We start from the raw sequence: 19,034 nt of genomic DNA on the forward strand, positions 1-19,034 counted from the left end.
TTCGCTCAGCAGCTCCACAGCTCCTACACTTCACACAATATCCACAGCATCAACCGTTATTCGTTTTTCTGCACCAGATTGCCATCAGCGTCATAGGCCAGGTACTCGTCATCATTGTTCCGATCCCTCACGTAATAACGGGCGTCATTGCTGTTCTCCGACACCTTCATGCTGGTGTACGAACCGAGTTCCTTGAACAGTTTGTTGTCCTGACTGATCAAGACCAGCCCGGAACCATCACCGGCCCGGGTGGCCGCTGCATAACGCGTCTGGAACGCATTGATCCGGCTGTAATCCAGCGGGACCCGCAACGTGCCCGCCAGGTCGATGGCGCCGTAGCTGCCATCACGTCCGACCACCGCCATGCCGTTGGAAAACGGCTCCACCTCGTCATACGGCAACTTGATGGCTAGCCGCTCGCCCTGGCGATCGATAAAGGCGAATTTGCTGCTTTTGGTGTCCTGTACCAGCAGCGGTTGCTCGCCCACAAACCGGCCTATCACGTTGTAGCCTTGGGGATTGATCCGTCTACCCGCCAGATCGAAAACGTCCTGACGACTCCGATCGGCGGAGCTGGCATATAGCAGCCCGTTGCTGTGCTCGATGCCGGAGAACTGCGTCGGCAGGATGATTTTGCCGTCAAGGCTGTAGGCACCGTACAGGCCTTCCATGAGATCGGTTCGTGTGCCGAGACGGGCGATGAACACGTTGTCGGTCACGGTAGGGTTGACGAATTTCATCGGCAATACAAAGCGATGATTCCTGGCATCGTAGAGCCCATAAGGACCATTGGTTTCACGCTCGACCAACAACAGGCCGTTGCTCAACGCTTCGGTAATGTATTCAAACGGCAGGTCCACGAGCTTGTTGCCACCGGCGGGGAAGTAGGCGAACTGGCTGCGCAACGCCCGACCATCCGACTCTGGGTCGCTGGATTTTTCCTCGGAGAACAAGGTGTAGGCATCAGCCATCAGGCTGTCTTGTATTTGCACCCAACGCGGCTTGATCAGCCATTGCCCGGCCTGATCAATGAAGCCGTAGCGCTCGGCGTTCCGGTCCAGGGCGATGTAACGCGCTTGTGCTGCCAGGACATTGTCGACCTGGGTGAACGCAATGGTGTTGTCTTCCATCGGATCAAGTACATGGATGACGATGCGTTGCGGGGTGGCCTCGAATTGATAATCGACCTCGGTATTTTTAAACGGCCCCGCCTGAGCCGCCAGCGCCTCGCCCAGGCGCTCCAACTGCTGTTGCACCGCCTGGGCGGTCTTGAACTGCTTGAGATCGTCCTTGGCCTGCTTCAGCGCATTGTAATAATCATGCAGCGCCGCAATATCGCCGTCGGAGGGAAACGCCCAGGAGTTGTTACCCTTGCTGTAGAGCGCCCTGCCCGCATCATCCAGCCCCTGCAGCACAAAGGTCGACAATTTCGGCGTATTCAAGCGCACGGACGCGCTGCCATCACCCAGGGCAGTGAGCTGGAAGGCTTGGCCATCGTCCAGGGTCACTTTCGGATGATCCTTGTCCAGCATCACTTTCCTGAATGCCGGATAGCTGCGGTAAGCAACCGTCAGGCCTACGCTCGCCAGCGGTTTGTTCACGGGAAGTGCGAAGGCGTCATGGGACGCTATCATGTCGTCGGACTCGACCCTGGGCGGCGCCTTGAGATCGGCGAAGGCTTGTTCGCTGCCATCGCGAAAACGCAGGCGCTGCGGCAGGTACTGCTCGGCAGTTGGCTCATCCGGCGTGGCGGCGCGTTTCCAGAGCGGCTCAAGGCTGCCGGTATCGAGCCTCACTTCTGAGCCATCGGCATACAGCCTCTGGGTAAAACGCAGGTCCTGGATCGAGGCCAGCGCAGCCTTCAGTTGCGCGCTGGTGAACGGGACAAACAGCGACTCGTATTGCAACGGCTGCTCATCACCCGTCTCGGTCGTTTCGACAGTCAGGCTCAGTTGCGCCTCACTGACCCGCTCCAGGGACCTGAGGGTTTCACCTGTATCCTGGATCAAGTAATTAAGGCGCTTCTCCACCTCGGGCGGCACCAGCGCGCCGATGTCCTCTATACCCCCTTCGTTCAGTTCCTGGGCGCCGAAACCTTCATCAACCGGCGCACCGCCGTGGCGAAACAAGTAGTAGGACGCACAGCCCACCACCAACAGGGCCACACTCAGTATCGACAGCAATCTCAAACGAGGCTGGGTAAAGTTCATAGTGGCTTCGGTAGTCAAAGGGCTGGGAAAGGCAGGCAGCTAACCACACGGCTTGGCGAGCTGCAAATCGCCTGGTTGGCCCGACTTTGCTGAAGACCTGCCTGGATCGTCGCCATTGTCCGAGTGAAGCGAACCACCGTCGGTCGTACCTCTGACGCGCCCCCCTTGACGACCGATTGGGTTCTGGTGTTTCCTGAAACCGGTTTCAGAACCTCGATAAATCCAAAAAAACAGGTCTCAATCCGTGAATTCTTTCTCCGCCGCCCAGCGCAGCCGCGTGACCATGCTCGACGTCGCCGAGCGCGCCGGGGTCTCCAAGGCCAGCGTCTCGCGTTTCATCGGCGAGGACCGCGCCCTTCTCTCCGAAGCCATCGCCCGGCGCATCGAACAGGCGATCAGCGAGCTGGGCTATCGGCCCAACCAGATGGCCCGTGGCCTCAAGCGTGGGCGCACGCGTCTGATCGGCATGCTGGTGGCCGATATCCGCAACCCTTATTCGATTGCCGTGATGCATGGTGTGGAAACCGCCTGCCGTCGTCACGGCTACAGCCTGGTGGTGTGCAACACCGACCGCGACGACGAACAGGAACGCCAGCACCTGGCCCTCCTGCGCGCGTACAACATCGAAGGGCTGATCGTGAACACGCTGGGCCATCACCGCGATGAGCTGTTTGAACTGCGCAGCGAAATGCCCATGGTGCTGGTGGATCGCAAGGTCGACCGGCTCGAAACCGACCTCGTCGGGCTGGACAACCCGGCCGCCGTCGAGATGGCCCTCGATCACCTCGAACAGCGCGGCTACCGCGATGTGCTGCTGGTGACCGAGCCGTTCGATGGCACCAGTTCGCGGATCGAGCGGGTCGAGCGCTTCAAGACCAGCATCGAACGACGCCCTGCACTGGTCGGCGTCGTGGCGGAAACCGGCGATCAACTGCTCTTGCGCATCAAGACCTTTCTCGCCGAGCCGGACCGCGGCCCCAAGGCGCTGTTTTGCGCCAACGGCATCGCCGCGCTGGCGGCCACCCAGGTATTGCGTGAACTCGGTTGCCACCTGTTCGACGACATTGGCCTGATCGCCCTCGACGACCTGGACTGGTACCCCTTGGTGGGCAGCGGCATCACGGCCCTGGCCCAACCCACCGCCGAAATCGGCGCCAGCGCTTTCGAATGCCTGCTCAAGCGTTTGCGGGGGGATAACGGGCCGGTGCAGACCCTGGATTTTGCCGCGCGGTTGATTGAGCGTGGGTCGACACTTGGGAATGGTCGGTGATGGTGAGGGCCCTATCGCGAGCAAGCTCGCTCCCACAAGGGATTTTCAGTGTTGCGCGGAGCTGTGGGAGCGAGCCTGCTCGCGAAGAGGCCACCAAACACACCGCCTAATTTTTTTGACCAAAACTGAAACCGGTTTCAGAGGTACAACAACAATGAACAAACCAGCCGTTTCCATCAGCCTCTCCAGCTACGGCGCCGACCTGGTGCGCCAACGCGGCCAAGGCAGTTTCATCGACCTGCTAGCCGCCGCCGGCGCGTCGCGCATCGAATGGCGCGAAGAGTTGCTGACCACCGAACAACCCGCCGAGCTGGCCGCTGGCGCTCACGCCCAGGGATTGCAAAGCATCTATTCCTCGCCGCTGGAACTCTGGCTCCCCGGCCAGTCCAGGCCCAATCCCGACCTGGCGACCGCCTTGCAACGTGGCGAGGCGTTCGGTTCGGCGTGGCTGAAAGTTTCCCTCGGTCATTTCACCGACTCCCACGACCTGAGAGCCTTGGCAGACATCCTTGCGACCAGCGCGGTGCAACTGCTGGTGGAAAACGACCAGACCCTTCAGGGCGGACGGATCGAACCGCTGCAACGCTTCTTCGCTGCAATCGAAGCACACGGGTTGCCCATCGCCATGACCTTCGACATCGGCAACTGGCAGTGGCAGGACCAATCAGCCACGGTGGCGGCCCGGCAACTCGGACGACATGTCGCCTACGTCCATTGCAAGGCGGTGGCCCGGCGTCCCGATGGCAAGCTCGTTGCCGTTCCGCCCGGCCAGGCCGACCTGCACCTGTGGGAACAATTGCTCAAGCACATGCCGGTCGGCGTGATGCGTGCCGCCGAATACCCGTTGCAGGGCGACGACCTGCTGCAACTGACCGCTGAACATGTCGCCATCCTGTCCCGCCTCGGGCAATCGCGCCGGGAGGCTGCCCATGTCTAACTTCGATGTGCTGTCATTCGGCGAGACCATGGCGATGTTGGTGGCCGACGAAACCGGCGACCTGGCCGACGTGAACCAGTTTCACAAACGCATCGCCGGGGCCGACAGCAACGTGGCCATCGGCTTGTCGCGGCTGGGTTTCCAAGTGGCCTGGCTCAGCCGGGTCGGCGCCGACTCCCTGGGACGCTTCGTGGTGGGGACCTTGGAAAAGGAAGGCCTGGATTGTCGCCACGTGGCCGTCGATCCGGCGCACCCCACCGGTTTCCAGCTCAAGTCCCGCACCGACGATGGCAGCGATCCGCAGGTCGAATATTTCCGGCGTGGTTCAGCCGCCAGCCACTTGTCCGTCGATTCCATCGCACTGCCCTTGCTTGCCGCCCGTCACTTGCATGCCACCGGCATCGTGCCAGCGCTGTCGGTGACTGCACGGGCGATGTCCTTCGAGTTGATGTGCCGCATGCGCGAGGCCGGCCGCAGCCTGTCGTTCGACCCCAACCTGCGCCCGAGCCTGTGGTCGAACGAAGCGACGATGATCCGCGAGATCAATCGCCACGCCGCCCTCGCCCACTGGGTCTTGCCGGGCCTCGGTGAAGGTCGATTGCTGACCGGTTTTGACGACCCGGCCGACATCGCCGCGTTCTACCTGGAACTGGGCGCCGAAGCCGTGGTGATCAAGCTCGGCCCGGACGGCGCTTATTACCGCACCGCGCTCGACCAGGGATTCATCGCCGGCGTGCCGGTGGCACGGGTGGTGGACACCGTGGGCGCCGGGGATGGTTTCGCCGTGGGCCTGATCAGCGCACTGCTCGAAGGCCGCGACATCACCGAGGCGGTCCGGCGGGCGAACTGGATCGGTAGCCGCGCGGTGCAGAGCCGTGGGGACATGGAAGGACTGCCGACGCGCGATGAACTGTCAGCTGAATTTGAAACCGCTATTGGCGAGCAGGCTCGCTCCCACACGGGCCAACGCTAAACCCTGTGGAAGCGAGCTTGCTCGCGATTGAAGCCACCGCAAAACGCACCTGCTGAACAAAAACAACAAGCTCAGGAGTCAACGACATGCAAACGCTCAACCTCGCCACCCGCCGCTGGTGGTACATCATGCCCATCGTCTTCATCACCTACAGCCTGGCCTATCTCGACCGGGCCAACTATGGCTTTGCCGCCGCGTCGGGCATGGCCGAAGACCTGATGATCACCCCTGGGTTGTCATCGCTGCTCGGCGCGCTGTTTTTCCTTGGCTACTTTTTCTTCCAGGTGCCCGGGGCGATCTACGCGCAGAAGCACAGCGTGAAGAAGCTGATCTTCGTCAGCCTGATCCTCTGGGGCTCGCTGGCGACCCTCACCGGCGTGGTCTCCAACGCATACTGGCTGATCGTGATCCGCTTCATGCTCGGCGTGGTGGAAGCCGCCGTGATGCCGGCGATGCTGGTCTATTTATGCCACTGGTTCACCCGGGCCGAACGCTCGCGCGCCAACACCTTCCTGATCCTCGGCAACCCGGTGACCATGCTGTGGATGTCGGTGGTATCAGGGTATCTGGTGCAGCAATTCGACTGGCGCTGGATGTTCATCATCGAAGGCCTGCCGGCGGTGCTCTGGGCCTTCGTCTGGTGGCGCCTGGCCGATGATCGCCCAGCCCAGGCCAAGTGGCTCAGCGACCAGGAAAAACAAGACCTGGAAAGCGCCCTGGCCGCCGAGCAGGTGGGCATCAAGGCGGTGAAGAACTACGCCGAGGCCTTCCGCTCGCCCAAAGTGATCATCCTGGCCCTGCAATTTTTCTTCTGGAGCATCGGCGTCTACGGGTTTGTGCTGTGGTTGCCATCGATCCTCAAGGCCGGCCTGAAGATGAGCATGGTCGAGGCCGGGTGGCTGTCATCGCTGCCTTATCTGGCGGCCGTGGTTGCCATGCTGATCGTGTCCTGGGCGTCGGACAAGGTGCAGAAACGCAAGCGCTTTGTCTGGCCACCGCTGCTGGTCGCCTCCATCGCGTTCTACGCATCCTACTTGCTCGGGGCTGAGCATTTCTGGTGGTCCTACGCCTTGCTGGTGATCGCCGGGGCCTGCATGTATGCGCCCTACGGCCCGTTTTTCGCCATCGTTCCGGAAATCCTCCCGGCCAATGTCGCTGGCGGCGCCATGGCGCTGATCAACAGCATGGGCGCGCTGGGTTCGTTCGGCGGCTCGTATCTGGTGGGTTACCTCAACGGCTCCACCGGTTCCACTGGCATGTCTTTCCTGTTGATGAGCGGCGCCTTGCTGCTGTCGGTGGTGCTGACCCTGGCCCTCAAGCCCGGCGCCAGCGACCGGGTCGTGTCGAAAACCGTGACGCCTCACGCGGCGCCTGTCCGTTCCTGAATCGAGAGATCCCATGAAAAAGCACGTGGTGTTGTACAAGAAACTGTCAGCGCAACTGATGGATCGCCTGCAAGCTCAGGCCCAGGTCACCCTTATCGAACGCCTCGATGCCCAGGGCCTGGCGCAACTGCGCGACGCCCTGCCCAGCGCCCATGCCCTGCTGGGCGCGAGCCTCAAGCTCGATGCGTCACTGCTGGACCTGGCACCGAATCTCGAGGCGATCGCCAGCGTTTCGGTAGGCGTCGACAATTACGATATCGATTACCTGACCGAACGCCGGATCCTGCTCACCAACACGCCGGATGTATTGACCGAAACCACCGCCGACACTGGGTTCGCCTTGATCCTCGCCACCGCCCGCCGCGTCGTGGAGCTGGCCAACCTGGTTCGCGCGGGCGGTTGGCAACAGAGCATCGGCCCACGACATTTCGGCAGCGACGTCCATGGCAAGACCCTGGGCATCGTCGGCATGGGCCGCATCGGCGAAGCCTTGGCCCAACGCGGACACTTCGGCTTCGGCATGCCGGTGCTCTATCACAGCCACTCGCCCAAGCCTGCCGTGGAGCAGCGTTTCAATGCGCGTTATTGCGACCTCGACACGCTGCTGCAACAAGCGGATTTCATTTGCCTGACCTTGCCCTTGACCGCCGAGACCGAAGGCCTGATCGACGCACGGGCGTTCGCCCAGATGCGCCCTGAAAGCATCTTCATCAATATTTCCCGGGGCAAGGTCGTGGACGAAACGGCAATGACCGACGCCTTGCGCCACGGGCAGATCCGTGGCGCCGGGCTGGACGTTTTCGAGCACGAGCCCCTGAACGCGGATTCACCACTGTTGCAGATGGATAACGTAGTGGCGACCCCGCACATGGGCTCGGCTACCCATGAGACCCGGGAGGCGATGGCGCGTTGTGCGGTGGAAAACCTGCTGGCGGCGTTGGCGGGTGAAAGACCTATGAATTTGGTGAATCCGGGGGCGTGGACGCTCTGACATTGCCCCTTCAAAATGTGCCATCGCAAGCAAGATCGCGATGGCAACTGTATTCATTTTTGATGTGCACGCAACACAACCTTTCCGGGGCACTCCCACCTTAGAACGCCGCTGCCAGATTATCCTTTTGATCCTTTCTTAAAATAATATAAACATCCCAAACGGCGCAAACAGTAGAGAAGAACCACACTTCCGACAAAGCAGCTACATTCCTACATCTCCCTCCTACTCAATGGCAAGAACAAACCTACGTTAGCCTAGGAAGTCACGCAATAGCCTTCACATCACCCCAATGCTATTAATTAATCACTTGCGAACAAACGCAAGTTGGGCTCTCGCATCGCGACGCCCATTAACTAAATTGGAGTAAATCGACATGGGTAGGAAACGCTCTGAAATAAATCATACCTTTTTTGGCCTGCCGCAGGCATTAGGCCTTTCTAAGGACCTCCTCGCAACGGAAGCCGTTTTTTTCGCGTCGCTGACCAATTAAGCCAGTGACCGATTAAATATCGGCGAACAGATGCCGAAAGGATCTCCTTTCGGCATCCTTTAATGGAGATGCATATGTCAGAACGAGAACTATCACCCACCGAAGCGCTATTCAATATCATGTCCACGCTCCATACACTGGGCCTCAGTGCAGTAACACGGTATACAACACCATCCAAGCTAGTAGCAACGGCCGAACTGTTTGATGACAACGACAACCTCGTTGAATCAGGAGCAGGCAAGGGACCTGACTCGCTAATAGGCGCACTGGCGGAAAGCATTGAACACTTCAGCACGTTTCAACCTCTGACTGATGCTCCCATACGATACCGCTCCGACAAAATAGCTACCCAAAAAGCAGTTGCAGAAGATGGGATTTTTACCAGCCTGCCTCTCACCGAAAATTTAATCGAATGCTTTAGGCTTACCTCGCTCAATGACACTGAAGAGCTATTCGCGCCGTGCATCCTTCTATGCCCTGAAACGACACAAAACATCCACGAAGATTCTAATTCCGCACTGCGTTTTCTATCTCGCTATTCATCAAACTCAGGAATTGCTTTTGGTTGCACAGAGAACGAAGCACTGCTACATGGTATCCACGAAACAATCGAGAGGCATATCCTGTCTCTTTTCTACATGGCTGTCTGTGGCCTCGGTCCGGCAATCGAACTGTACACACCTTCTACCGCCTTGCTTGAAACAGCGCTGACGAGCCACCCCGCTGCCTTGACGTCAGCGGACAGGCTGCAAGTGATCATCATCAAGGACGTGCTGTCGGTTTATTTTGCGGTGGCATTTCCCAAAGCAGGCCCTGGAGCTCACCATCTTTCGCCCATTGGCTCCGGATGTTCGCTTGAAATCCACACTGCAATCCAAAGGGCAGTTACTGAACAGTTCCAGTCCGAAGATTTATATGGCGCCGCCGAAGAATCCATAGATAGAGAGACCTTTGACTTACTATCTAAATCAAGACACCTAAAAAACCTGATTGACTTCGCACCCATCATAAAAACGACACTCCCTATCATAAACGCTCCCGCACACATCGACCCCATGACAGTCTCCGCACAATTAGAAGAGCTGCAAAAAAACCTATCAATTAAAAAAATGAAAATCTTCCACCGAACGGTAGCCCGCTTCTCAAACAACAGCATCGTCACCCAGATCTATATTCCAGGACTTGAGCGCTTCAACATCATTAGAAACGGTCGCTTGGTGGTGCCTCAGCACGTGTTACGCGGTTGAATTATCGAACGCAAAGCAACCAGGAGTGAGTATATGCACAGCATCCGAGCAATGATAAAAACCGCCTATAAAAAACACGCCAAACTTCTAGCAACAACCGTAATCACAATTATCGCACTCAAGCTCATCACACTTGCCCCCCCGCTGCTACTCGGAACCATTATCGATACCCTGCAAGACAATAGCAATCCAGCATCGAGCACTCTACTTGCAATGACGGCAGGCCTGATTGTCGCGGGATGTACTCATGCCGTCATCACGCCTCTGCAGCTCCATGCGCTGTCCAAGCTGGTACAGGGCATTATCATGAACGCTTCCATTGAGTGGATCACCGAACTCATCGGTAAAGAATTTTCGTTATTCACCTCTTGGAGAATCGGTCACTTCATCAAATCGGTCGAGCGCGGAATTACTGCGCACGAACAACTACTCACTTTCATTGTAACCATTGCGCTCCCCGTACTCCTGGAGTTCATAGTTGTTGGGGGGGCTTTTGTTTACATAGGGGGCGGGGAAATTTTTTTGAGCATGACGGCATCCGGAGTTATCTATCTGGCTACCATCCACCAAATTATCAAATGGCGAAGAAAGCACATCGATGCAGTCAATGAACAGGAAGATGAGTTAAGTGCACACCTCTACAACACCCTCAACGCGGGGAAAAACATAAAGCTGGAAGGTGCCATACCTACTGCCCTGCACCCGTTGAACGCGGCGTTCAGACGTTATGCCAGCGCTGCCGTGACTACGGCATCCTCTGGCGGCCTGCTGAGCACCGCCAAGATATTGTTCGTAAGCCTTTCCACTGGGGGGTTGCTCTACTGGGGCGTCGTGGACCAGCTTTCGGGTCAGCCCAGTATCAGTGTCGGGCAGTTGGTTGCCATTTTTTCAATCGCGGGGAGTTATCTGCTCAGTATCTCAACCTTGACTGAAGGGTATCGTGTTCTTGATCAGTTCCTTGCAGACCAGCGTCAATTTCAGGGTCTGCTATCACTCCCGGACTTCGATCGCAGCAATCGAATGGCCTTGGTTGATTCCCAGCGCTCCTCAGTTCTGGAACTCGGACCCTGCGAAGTGGAGGGAACGGGACCGCTTCGCCTGTCGATCAAACGCTCCCTGGCATTTGCGCAAGGGCAGTCAGTGGCCGTGACGGGCCCTAGCGGCGCAGGCAAAACCACTTTTCTGGAACTCCTCGCCGGGCTTGATGCATCAAAGCGAGACCTACTGAGCATCGACTCGGTACCGGTCTCACTTTTGACCGGCCAAGCCCACTTGGACGCCTTGAGATACTGCCCCCAACAACCGCGATTTCTGGAAGGTTCTTTTGAACAATCGGTTCTGTTCGGAGGCAGCGCATCGCCGATTTTGTCTGGAGCCATACGGCAATTGGAGCTGGATGAGATTGTGACAACACGGCAGGTCAGCGAAAACGCATCGAATATCTCCGGCGGCGAAGCCAAACGCCTATCACTGCTGCGTCTTATCAATAAACCCGGAAAATTCAATATCTTCGACGAGCCAAGCGCATCTATCGAACCCAGGCTGACCACGCCTCTATGGGACCTGTTATTCGACGTTTTTTCCGGGCAGGGGTTGATATGTGTCACCCATGACATTGACCACTTGCATCGGTTTGACCGGGTCATTGTGATGCATGACGGGGCAATCGTGGAGGACGGTCCGTGGCTGGATCTTATCGACAGGCCAGCAATCAAGCTGCTGGTGGATGAGATTCGGATTCAAAACTAGCGAAAATATGAAGTGCCGGACCTACTACGGTAATCGCGAGCAGGCTCGCTCACCATGGATCGGCGGGGTTGTCGCCGGTCCGATGGCCTTCCCAAGCAAGCTCGCTCTCACAGCAGCCCCTCAGTTAGTGAGTGCTCTACTCCAGGCATCATGAACCTGTGGGACCGAGGTTGTTGTATCTGAACTAAAGCCGCTCAAGGGAGGATTGGTAAGCCAGAACAATGTAAGCCAGTTGAAACTCGACGGCCCTCTTCAAACTTTGCTTCATTCGCTCCTTTTCAGAATTCGCTTGGCGATCTTTATTATCCCGCACACCAAGTTTGGTTCGCCTCACCGCCAAGGCGAGGTCTTGCAATCGTTCAGCGACCGTATCAGCGGCACCTTGAAAAACTTCAAGAGCTTGGCGGAACGACTCTTCGGTAATGCTATCGATTTCGATATCCGCTTTTTCCCGGATTTCTCTGAACTCGACAGGTGTTACTAACGCATCACTCTCAACACGAGCGATCAATACTTTAAGATCTTCATCTGTGGACACCAATCGCAAACTCATGGAATGACTCCTCAAGAAAACGCTGGGCCTCATAGCCCGCCTCCAATTTATTGAGCAAAAAACCAGGCGTCTACTGTCAGAAATAACAGGTGTACTGCGTCCACCGCCAATCCCTGAGGGAGCGAACCTGCTCGCGATGGCGACCTGCCTGGGATGATGATGCGGGATAAGCCGGCTTTTTTTCGAGCAAGCCCGCTCCCACACCAGATCCAAACCGATCACAAATCCACACCCCCATCAAAATCCCGTTAGTCGCCACCCCCTGCCATGCATTAAAGTAACGCCCCCAGCCCCGGCGTTATCCGAACGCCTGGGCCACCCTTTCCAGGAACAGTCATCGATGGAACATCGTGAAGCGCTGCTGGCGCTGCGAACCTTTCTTTCAACGCAGATCCTCGGCCAGGAAAAACTCATCGAGCGCCTGCTCATCGCCCTGCTCGCCGACGGGCACATGCTGGTGGAAGGCGCGCCGGGACTGGCCAAGACCAAGGCGATCAAGGAGTTGGCCGAGGGCATCGAAGCGCAGTTCCATCGCATCCAGTTCACGCCCGACCTGTTGCCGGCCGACATCACCGGCACCGAGATCTATCGTCCGGAAACCGGCAGTTTCGTGTTCCAGCAGGGGCCGATCTTCCACAACCTGGTGCTGGCGGACGAAATCAACCGGGCCCCGGCCAAGGTCCAGTCGGCCTTGCTCGAGGCCATGGCCGAGCGGCAGGTCAGCGTCGGGCGCAGCACTTATGAACTGTCGCCGCTGTTCCTGGTGATGGCCACGCAGAACCCGATCGAGCAGGAAGGCACGTACCCATTGCCCGAAGCCCAACTCGACCGGTTTTTGATGCACGTGAAAATTGGCTTCCCGGACGCCGCGGTGGAGCGCCGTATCCTGCAGCAGGCCCGGGGAGAAGCGCTGAATGGTGAAACCAAGCCCGAGCGTCGTGTCAGCCAGCAGGCGATTTTTGCCGCGCGCAAGGAGATCCTCGGGTTGTACATGGCCGACGCCGTGGAGGAATACCTGGTGCAACTGATCATGGCCACTCGCAACCCGGCCAAGTTCGACCCGGAGATGGCCGAGTGGATTGCCTACGGCGCCAGCCCGCGGGGCTCGATTGCCCTGGATCGCTGCGCCCGCGCCCACGCCTGGCTGGCCGGGCGCGACTTCGTCAGCCCGGAAGACATCCAGGCCGTGCTGTTCGACGTACTGCGCCATCGCATCATCCTGTCGTTCGAAGCCGAAGCCGCCGGCATTGACCAGGACCGGGTCGTGCAGCGGATTCTCGACGTCGTCGCCGTCGCTTGAGTATTCATCATGAATAACCCACTGGCGCCCGTCCCGGGCATCCGCGTCAGCCTTTCGGAGCTGATCGAGATGCGCCACCGCGTGCGCGAAGTGCAGTTGTTCTCCACACCCGGCCAGCGCAGCCCGCTGATCGGGCTGCACCATTCCAAGCTGCGCGGGCGCGGGGTGGACTTCGACCAGGTGCGGATCTACCAGGCCGGCGACGATGTGCGCACCATCGACTGGCGCGTCACCGCACGGACCCAGGAGCCCCACACCAAGCTGTTCCACGAAGAGCGCGAGCGGCCGATCTTCATCATGATCGAACAGAGCCATCGGCTGTTCTTCGGTTCCGGCCTGATCTTCAAGTCGGTGCTCGCCGCCCAGGCCGCCAGCCTGATCGGCTGGGCCGCACTGGGGCACAACGACCGGGTTGGCGGGTTGGTGTTCGGCAATAACACTCACTATGAAGTCAAGCCACGGCGCAGCAAACAAAGCCTGCTGCAATTGCTCAACCGCCTGGTGCGCGTCAATCAGTCGCTGCACACCGACGGCGAGTCGGACCGCGACTCGTTCGGCGTGGCCTTGCGCCGCGCCCGCGAGGTGCTGCGCCCTGGCAGCCTGGCGATCGTGATTTGCGACGAGCGCGCCTTGTCCGACAGCGCAGAACAGCAACTGAGTTTGCTGTCGCGCCATTGCGACCTGTTGCTGTTGCCACTGTCCGACCCGTTGGACCACGCCCTGCCCGCCGCCGGACTGCTGCGTTTTGCCCAGCGCGGCGAGCAACTGGAACTCGACACCTTGAACGTCGAGTTGCGCCAGACCTACCGCGCCCAGGCCGAGGCACGGCTGGAGCGCTGGGAAATGCTGGCCCAGAAGCTGCGGATCCTGATGCTGCCCTTGAGCACCCAGGGCGACATGGTCGAACAGCTGCGCGAATACCTGAACCCCAAGCGGCCGGGGAAAACCCGATGAGCCGCCTCGACCAATTGCAACCGCTCATGGCCCCGCCCCCCATCGGATTCTGGCCGCCCGCGCCGGGCTGGTGGCTATTGCTGGTGTTGCTGCCGCTACTGGGCGTGGGGGCGTGGCAGTTGCGCCGGTTCATTCCGGTCAAGCGCAACACCGCCCGCGCCGAACAGCCGCTGGACCCGGTCCGCCTGGCGGCGCTGGCCGAGCTCGCGCTGCTGCCCAAACCCTACGACGGCGCGCCGGCCGGGGCTTGGTTGCAGCAACTCAACGGGCTGCTCAAGCGTTTGTGCCGCAACCATTATCCCTACAGCCAGAGCCACACCCTCAACGGGCGCAAGTGGCTGGCCTTCCTGGACAACCGCTGCCCGGCCGCCGGCCTGACTCGCTGGATGATCCTGGTGGAGGGTGCCTACAAGCCCGAATGCAAGCTCGATGACAAAGCCATCGCCGGCCTGACCCAAGCCGTCGAGATCTGGATTCGCAAACATGTTTGAGTTCGCCTGGCCGTGGATCTTTGTCCTGTTGCCGTTGCCCTGGCTGATGCGCCTGGTATTGCCGGCGGCGGACAGCGGCGAGCCGGCACTCAAGGTCAGTTTCCTGGAAGACCTCGAAGGTCTCGTGGGGCGTCGCGCCCGGGCCAACCTGCCCACCTGGCGCCAACAGGCACCCTTCATCCTGCTCTGGCTGCTGCTGTTGATCGCTGCCGCCCGTCCGCAGTGGCTGGGCGAGCCGTTGCCGATTGCCGCAAGCGGCCGCGACTTGCTGGTCGCCGTGGACGTTTCCGGGTCCATGGATTTTCCTGACATGCAGTGGAAGGAAGAAGACATCAGCCGCCTGGGGCTGGTCCAGCGCATGCTCGGGGACTTTCTGGAAAGCCGCGAAGGCGACCGGGTCGGCCTGATCCTGTTTGGCAGCCAGGCGTATCTGCAGGCACCGTTGACCTTCGACCGTCATACCGTGCGGCGCTGGCTCGATGAGGCGCGCGTTGGCATCGCCGGCAAGAACACCGCCATCGGCGATGCCATCGGCCTGGCGCTCAAACGCCTGCGCCAGCGTCCGGCCCAGAGCCGCGTACTGATCCTGGTCACGGATGGCGCCAACAACGGCGGTGAAATCGATCCCCTGACTGCCGCCCGGCTGGCCGCCGATGAAAGCGTGAAAATCTACACGATCGGCGTAGGCGCCGATCCGGAGCAAAGCGGCACGGCGGGCTTCTTGGGGGTCAACCCGAGCCTGGATCTCGACGAAGCGACCCTCAGGGAAATCGCCCAGGTCACCGGCGGCCAGTATTTCCGTGCCCAGGACGGTGAGCAGTTGCTCACGATCAAGACCACCCTCGACCGACTCGAGCCGGTGACCCAACAGCCGACCCAGGCCCGTCCGGCCCAGGCGCTTTATCATTGGCCGCTGGCTGTCGCGCTGCTGCTGAGCCTGTTGCTGGTGGCCAGGGAACGTTGGCCGGATAACCCGTTGCAGCGTCTGTTCACCCAACCCTTGTTCCAGCCGTCACAACCGTCCGAATGGCGGCAGCGGCTCAAGCGGCTGCGCCTGCGGAGGCGCCGATGATCGCGCTCTGGCCGCATTGGCTGCGCCCCGGTTTCATCCTGCTGCTGCCCTTGCTGGGCTGGCTGCTTTGGCAGTTGTGGCACCGGCAAAAACGCGTGGGTCGCTGGCAGATGATCCTGCCCCCGGCCTTTCACGCGGTGCTGCTCAGCGGCGGCAGCGGCCGTGAAAGCAAGCTGCCCTGGATAGCCCTCGGGCTGGGCTGGTTGCTGATGGTGCTGGCCTTGCTGGGCCCCAGTTGGACGCGCGTCGAACAGACCAGCCAGAAACCCGCCGATCCGCTGGTGGTCATCCTCGAACTGACCCCGGAGATGCTCGCCACCGACGTCCCGCCCACGCGCCTGGAACAGGCGCGGCGCAAAGTGCTGGACGTGCTGCATGGCCGCAGCGACGCGCAGACCGCGATCATCGTGTACTCAGGCAGTGCGCACACCCTGGTCCCGCTGTCGGACGACCTCGCCACCAGCGCCAACCTGCTCGAAGCCCTGAAACCGTCGATCATGCCCCAAGGCGGCCACCGGGCCGACCTGGCCGTCAACAAGGCCATGGCCTTGCTGGACCAGGCCGGGCTTGGCCACGGGCGGATCCTGCTGATCGGCTCTTCCCTGAACGAAGAAGAACGCCAAGGCATTCGCCAGGTCCTGGACGGCTCCGCCACACAGCTGCTGATGCTCGGGATCGGTACCCGGGAAGGCGCACCAGTGGCCCAGGATGACGGCAGTTATCTGAAGGATGAAAAGGGCGCGATCCTGGTTCCGCGCTTGGACAGCCCGGGCCTCAAGTCCTTCGTCAATGAGCTGGACGGCCGCTACCGTCCGGCACGCCTGGATGACCGGGACCTGCGCGGCCTGGGCTTGCTGGAGGGGCCGCGACACCTGCGCAGCGACGGCCAGAAACTGCGCCTGGACACCTGGGCGGACCAGGGCTATTGGTTGCTGTTGCCATTGTTGCTACTGGCAGCGTGTGCCGGGCGGCGCGGTTGGCTTTTCTGCCTGCCATTGCTGTTGGCATTGCCGCAGACCGGCCATGCCTTCGAGTTCGAGGATTTATGGTTGCGCCCGGACCAACAGGGCCAACACCTGCTCAAGCAAAAGCGCCCCGCCGAGGCCGCCGCGCATTTCCAGGACAGCCAATGGCAGGGGGTCGCCCTGTACGAAGCCGGCCGGTACAGCGAAGCCGCCCAGCGCTTTGCCGAAGGCAACGACGCCCGCGCCCATTACAATCGCGGTAACGCCCTGGCCCGCAGCGGCGAGCTGGACGCCGCGATCGACGCCTATGAGCAGGCCCTGGAATTGCAACCAGACCTGCGCCCGGCACAGACCAACAAGGCGCTGGTGGAAAGCTTGCTGCAAGAACAGACCCCGCCAGGGGCTCCCCCAAAACCTGCCGAGACCTCGGAACCGTCTCCTTCCGAGGAACCGCAGGACACCGACAGGCCGAGCCAATCGTCCGAACAGGGGCATCCTTCCTCCGAAGCGACCGCCGCGCCGGACGATGCCCAGGCAAGCGAGGCCCCACCGTCCGGCGCCCAGGATGTGCCGGGCAGTGAACTGCCCGACGAACAGACCACCACCCCGCCGCTTCGCCCGGCCGCGGGCCAACGCAACGAAGAAGAACAACGCCAGGCGCTGGAACAATGGCTGCGCCAGATCCCGGACAACCCGGGCGAACTGCTTCGGCGAAAATTCTGGTATGAACAGCAAAGCCATCAGGCCCAGGGAAAACACCCATGACCCGCTTCACCGCCTTCCTCCTCGCCTTGCTGCTCTGGACCGCCGGGGCCCAGGCCGCGCAGTTGACTGCCAGCGTGGATCGCAGCCGGTTGAATTCCGGGGAGACCGTCGAGCTGACGCTGGAATCCAACGACGCCACGCTGTTCGGCAAACCTGACCTGAGCCCGCTGCAGGCGCTGTTCGATGTCCGGGGCACGCGCCAGGTCAACCAATTGACCACCCTCGACGGCGAGAATCGCGCCACCACGCGCTGGATCGTGACGCTACTCCCACGCCAGAGCGGCACCGTGGTGATTCCCCCCCTGCAATTGGGTGAAGTGACCAGCCAGCCGATCACACTGCAGGTCATCGAAAGCGAAACCCGCAACGCCTCCGGCACCCTTGAGCCCGTGTTCATCGAGGCCAGCCTCGACCAGGCCGAAGTGTATGTACAGGCCCAGGCCATCCTGACCTTGCGAATCTACCATTCGGTGTCGCTGTATGACGACAGCAGCCTGACACCGCTGCATATCCCGGATGCTCGCACCGAGCAACTGGGCGAATCGCGCACCTATGAAAAAGTCATCAACGGCGTGCGCCACGGCGTGATCGAACTGCGTTATGGCATCTACCCGCAGCGCAGCGGCGAACTGGCGATCCCGGCCCAGACCTTCAGCGCCACGCTGGTCGAGCCGGTGGCCCAGGGAACCGCATCGCAGGGGGCCAAGCCCGGCCAGCTGATGCGCGTGAGTTCCACGCAACTGATGCTGACCGTCAAGCCAAAGCCCGCCAGCTACCCGGCCGACCTCCCCTGGCTTCCGGCCCGCAGCCTCTCCTTGAGCGAAAGCTGGAGCCCGGAACCGACCCATAGCCAGGTCGGCGACTCGCTGACCCGCAGCCTGACCCTGGAAGCCGAAGGCTTGACCAGCGCCCAATTGCCGCCGCTGCCAGCGACCGAGATCAACGGCCTGCGGCGTTACCCCGACCAACCGGTACTCAGCAGCCGCAGCAGCGAACGCGGCCTGGTGGGCAGCCGTGAAGACCGCGAAGCCCTGGTGCCCAACCGCAGCGGCACCATCGAGTTGCCACCGGTGGAAGTGGTCTGGTGGAACACCCTGGAAGATCACCTGGACCGCACCAGCCTGCCCGCGCGGACCCTGCAAGTGGCGAACAACCCGAGCCTGATGGTCGATACCCCGGCGGGCACGACTCAAATCGTGACGACCGTTGACAGCGAGACGCTGTGGTATTGGCAATTGAGCACGCTCATCCTCGCCGGTACGACACTGCTCGGTTTCGGCCTGTGGTGGCGGGCGCGCCGGCAACCGGCGGTGCTGCGCTCGACCCAGGCCGGGCCCAGCCCGCGCACCCTGCTGGACGACCTCAAGCGGGCCTGCCTGGCCAACGACCCGCACGCCACTCGCCAGGCCCTGGACGCCTGGGCCCGGCAGCAACCGGAGACCCTCGCCGACATGGCGGCGCGCTTCGTGCCGCTGTCCGACGCCCTCGACGGCTTGAATGGCGCCCTCTACAGCGAAACCGGCCAGCACTGGCAAGGCGAGGACTTGTGGCGGGCCATCCGCACCATTCCGCCGCTTGAAGGAACGCCGGACGGCGCCAGTGATTCGAGCTTGCCGCCGCTTTATCCCAAATAAGGGCTCCAGCTCCCGCTGGGTTGCATGGCTGCATGGCTGCATGGC

General features: G+C 60.7%; 15 protein-coding genes. 13 read left to right on the forward strand and 2 right to left on the reverse strand.

From position 1 onward, the window contains the following. Window positions 1-56: 56 nt before the first annotated feature. Window positions 57-2,210, reverse strand: coding sequence for a WG repeat-containing protein (locus OC610_RS06940; RefSeq protein ID WP_264427152.1), 2,154 nt, complete (start codon window positions 2,208-2,210; stop codon window positions 57-59). 244 nt (window positions 2,211-2,454) lie between these two features. On the opposite strand from OC610_RS06940, the gene OC610_RS06945 reads away from it, so the two are divergent. From OC610_RS06945 to OC610_RS06975, 7 genes are all read left to right on the forward strand, one after another. Next, window positions 2,455-3,480, forward strand: coding sequence for a LacI family DNA-binding transcriptional regulator (locus OC610_RS06945; protein ID WP_332880462.1), 1,026 nt, complete (start codon window positions 2,455-2,457; stop codon window positions 3,478-3,480). Between the two features lie 154 nt (window positions 3,481-3,634). Beyond that, the gene (locus tag OC610_RS06950; RefSeq protein ID WP_264427153.1) at window positions 3,635-4,417 is read left to right on the forward strand and encodes a sugar phosphate isomerase/epimerase family protein; all 783 of its coding nucleotides are present in this window, start codon (window positions 3,635-3,637) and stop codon (window positions 4,415-4,417) included. Next, window positions 4,410-5,390: a sugar kinase gene (locus tag OC610_RS06955; RefSeq protein ID WP_264427154.1), complete on the forward strand. Its 981-nt coding sequence runs from the start codon at window positions 4,410-4,412 to the stop codon at window positions 5,388-5,390. The genes OC610_RS06950 and OC610_RS06955 overlap by 8 nt, the downstream gene beginning before the upstream one ends. Before the next feature lie 86 nt (window positions 5,391-5,476). After that, window positions 5,477-6,775: an MFS transporter gene (locus tag OC610_RS06960; RefSeq protein WP_264427155.1), complete on the forward strand. Its 1,299-nt coding sequence runs from the start codon at window positions 5,477-5,479 to the stop codon at window positions 6,773-6,775. A gap of 13 nt (window positions 6,776-6,788) precedes the next feature. Further along, on the forward strand, window positions 6,789-7,766 hold the full coding sequence (locus OC610_RS06965; RefSeq protein WP_264427156.1) for a 2-hydroxyacid dehydrogenase: 978 nt from the start codon (window positions 6,789-6,791) through the stop codon (window positions 7,764-7,766). Between the two features lie 567 nt (window positions 7,767-8,333). Continuing rightward, entirely contained in the window at window positions 8,334-9,506 is a 1,173-nt protein-coding gene (locus OC610_RS06970; protein ID WP_264427157.1) for a YcaO-like family protein, read from the forward strand. 33 nt (window positions 9,507-9,539) lie between these two features. Then, window positions 9,540-11,255, forward strand: coding sequence for an ATP-binding cassette domain-containing protein (locus tag OC610_RS06975; RefSeq protein ID WP_264427158.1), 1,716 nt, complete (start codon window positions 9,540-9,542; stop codon window positions 11,253-11,255). Window positions 11,256-11,439: 184 nt separating this feature from the next. On the opposite strand, the gene OC610_RS06980 is transcribed toward OC610_RS06975, so the two are convergent. Continuing rightward, window positions 11,440-11,808, reverse strand: coding sequence for a hypothetical protein (locus OC610_RS06980; RefSeq protein WP_264427159.1), 369 nt, complete (start codon window positions 11,806-11,808; stop codon window positions 11,440-11,442). 340 nt (window positions 11,809-12,148) lie between these two features. Between OC610_RS06980 and OC610_RS06985 the strand changes: the two genes are divergently transcribed. From OC610_RS06985 to OC610_RS07010, 6 genes are read left to right on the forward strand one after another with little or no spacing between them, the layout of a single operon-like run. Beyond that, a complete protein-coding gene (locus tag OC610_RS06985) occupies window positions 12,149-13,108 on the forward strand; it encodes an AAA family ATPase (protein ID WP_030142594.1) in 960 nt (319 codons plus the stop codon). A 9-nt stretch (window positions 13,109-13,117) separates the two neighbouring features. Continuing rightward, window positions 13,118-14,062: a DUF58 domain-containing protein gene (locus OC610_RS06990; protein WP_030142595.1), complete on the forward strand. Its 945-nt coding sequence runs from the start codon at window positions 13,118-13,120 to the stop codon at window positions 14,060-14,062. Further along, a complete protein-coding gene (locus tag OC610_RS06995; protein ID WP_264427160.1) occupies window positions 14,059-14,553 on the forward strand; it encodes a DUF4381 domain-containing protein in 495 nt (164 codons plus the stop codon). The genes OC610_RS06990 and OC610_RS06995 overlap by 4 nt, the downstream gene beginning before the upstream one ends. After that, the gene (locus tag OC610_RS07000; RefSeq protein ID WP_264427161.1) at window positions 14,546-15,625 is read left to right on the forward strand and encodes a vWA domain-containing protein; all 1,080 of its coding nucleotides are present in this window, start codon (window positions 14,546-14,548) and stop codon (window positions 15,623-15,625) included. The genes OC610_RS06995 and OC610_RS07000 overlap by 8 nt, the downstream gene beginning before the upstream one ends. Continuing rightward, window positions 15,622-17,355 (forward strand): vWA domain-containing protein, encoded by a 1,734-nt coding sequence (locus OC610_RS07005; RefSeq protein ID WP_264427162.1) that lies wholly within the window; start codon window positions 15,622-15,624, stop codon window positions 17,353-17,355. Before OC610_RS07000 ends, OC610_RS07005 begins: the two co-directional genes overlap by 4 nt. Then, a complete protein-coding gene (locus OC610_RS07010; RefSeq protein WP_264427163.1) occupies window positions 17,352-18,989 on the forward strand; it encodes a BatD family protein in 1,638 nt (545 codons plus the stop codon). The genes OC610_RS07005 and OC610_RS07010 overlap by 4 nt, the downstream gene beginning before the upstream one ends. Window positions 18,990-19,034 lie beyond the last annotated feature (45 nt).

Source organism: Pseudomonas agronomica (genome assembly GCF_025917275.1).
In the GTDB taxonomy this organism is placed as follows: Bacteria; Pseudomonadota; Gammaproteobacteria; order Pseudomonadales; family Pseudomonadaceae; genus Aquipseudomonas; species Aquipseudomonas agronomica.

What these genes read in the sequence shown, in the direction of transcription:
- OC610_RS07010 (WP_264427163.1), top strand. Translation starts at nt 17,352, where the DNA reads ATGACCCGCTTCACCGCCTTCCTCCTCGCCTTGCTGCTCTGGACCGCC.
- OC610_RS06995 (WP_264427160.1), top strand. Translation starts at nt 14,059, where the DNA reads ATGAGCCGCCTCGACCAATTGCAACCGCTCATGGCCCCGCCCCCCATC.
- OC610_RS07005 (WP_264427162.1), top strand. Translation starts at nt 15,622, where the DNA reads ATGATCGCGCTCTGGCCGCATTGGCTGCGCCCCGGTTTCATCCTGCTG.
- OC610_RS06940 (WP_264427152.1), bottom strand. Translation starts at nt 2,210, where the DNA reads ATGAACTTTACCCAGCCTCGTTTGAGATTGCTGTCGATACTGAGTGTG.
- OC610_RS06975 (WP_264427158.1), top strand. Translation starts at nt 9,540, where the DNA reads ATGCACAGCATCCGAGCAATGATAAAAACCGCCTATAAAAAACACGCC.
- OC610_RS06960 (WP_264427155.1), top strand. Translation starts at nt 5,477, where the DNA reads ATGCAAACGCTCAACCTCGCCACCCGCCGCTGGTGGTACATCATGCCC.
- OC610_RS06990 (WP_030142595.1), top strand. Translation starts at nt 13,118, where the DNA reads ATGAATAACCCACTGGCGCCCGTCCCGGGCATCCGCGTCAGCCTTTCG.
- OC610_RS06950 (WP_264427153.1), top strand. Translation starts at nt 3,635, where the DNA reads ATGAACAAACCAGCCGTTTCCATCAGCCTCTCCAGCTACGGCGCCGAC.
- OC610_RS06980 (WP_264427159.1), bottom strand. Translation starts at nt 11,808, where the DNA reads ATGAGTTTGCGATTGGTGTCCACAGATGAAGATCTTAAAGTATTGATC.
- OC610_RS06955 (WP_264427154.1), top strand. Translation starts at nt 4,410, where the DNA reads ATGTCTAACTTCGATGTGCTGTCATTCGGCGAGACCATGGCGATGTTG.
- OC610_RS06985 (WP_030142594.1), top strand. Translation starts at nt 12,149, where the DNA reads ATGGAACATCGTGAAGCGCTGCTGGCGCTGCGAACCTTTCTTTCAACG.
- OC610_RS06965 (WP_264427156.1), top strand. Translation starts at nt 6,789, where the DNA reads ATGAAAAAGCACGTGGTGTTGTACAAGAAACTGTCAGCGCAACTGATG.
- OC610_RS07000 (WP_264427161.1), top strand. Translation starts at nt 14,546, where the DNA reads ATGTTTGAGTTCGCCTGGCCGTGGATCTTTGTCCTGTTGCCGTTGCCC.
- OC610_RS06970 (WP_264427157.1), top strand. Translation starts at nt 8,334, where the DNA reads ATGTCAGAACGAGAACTATCACCCACCGAAGCGCTATTCAATATCATG.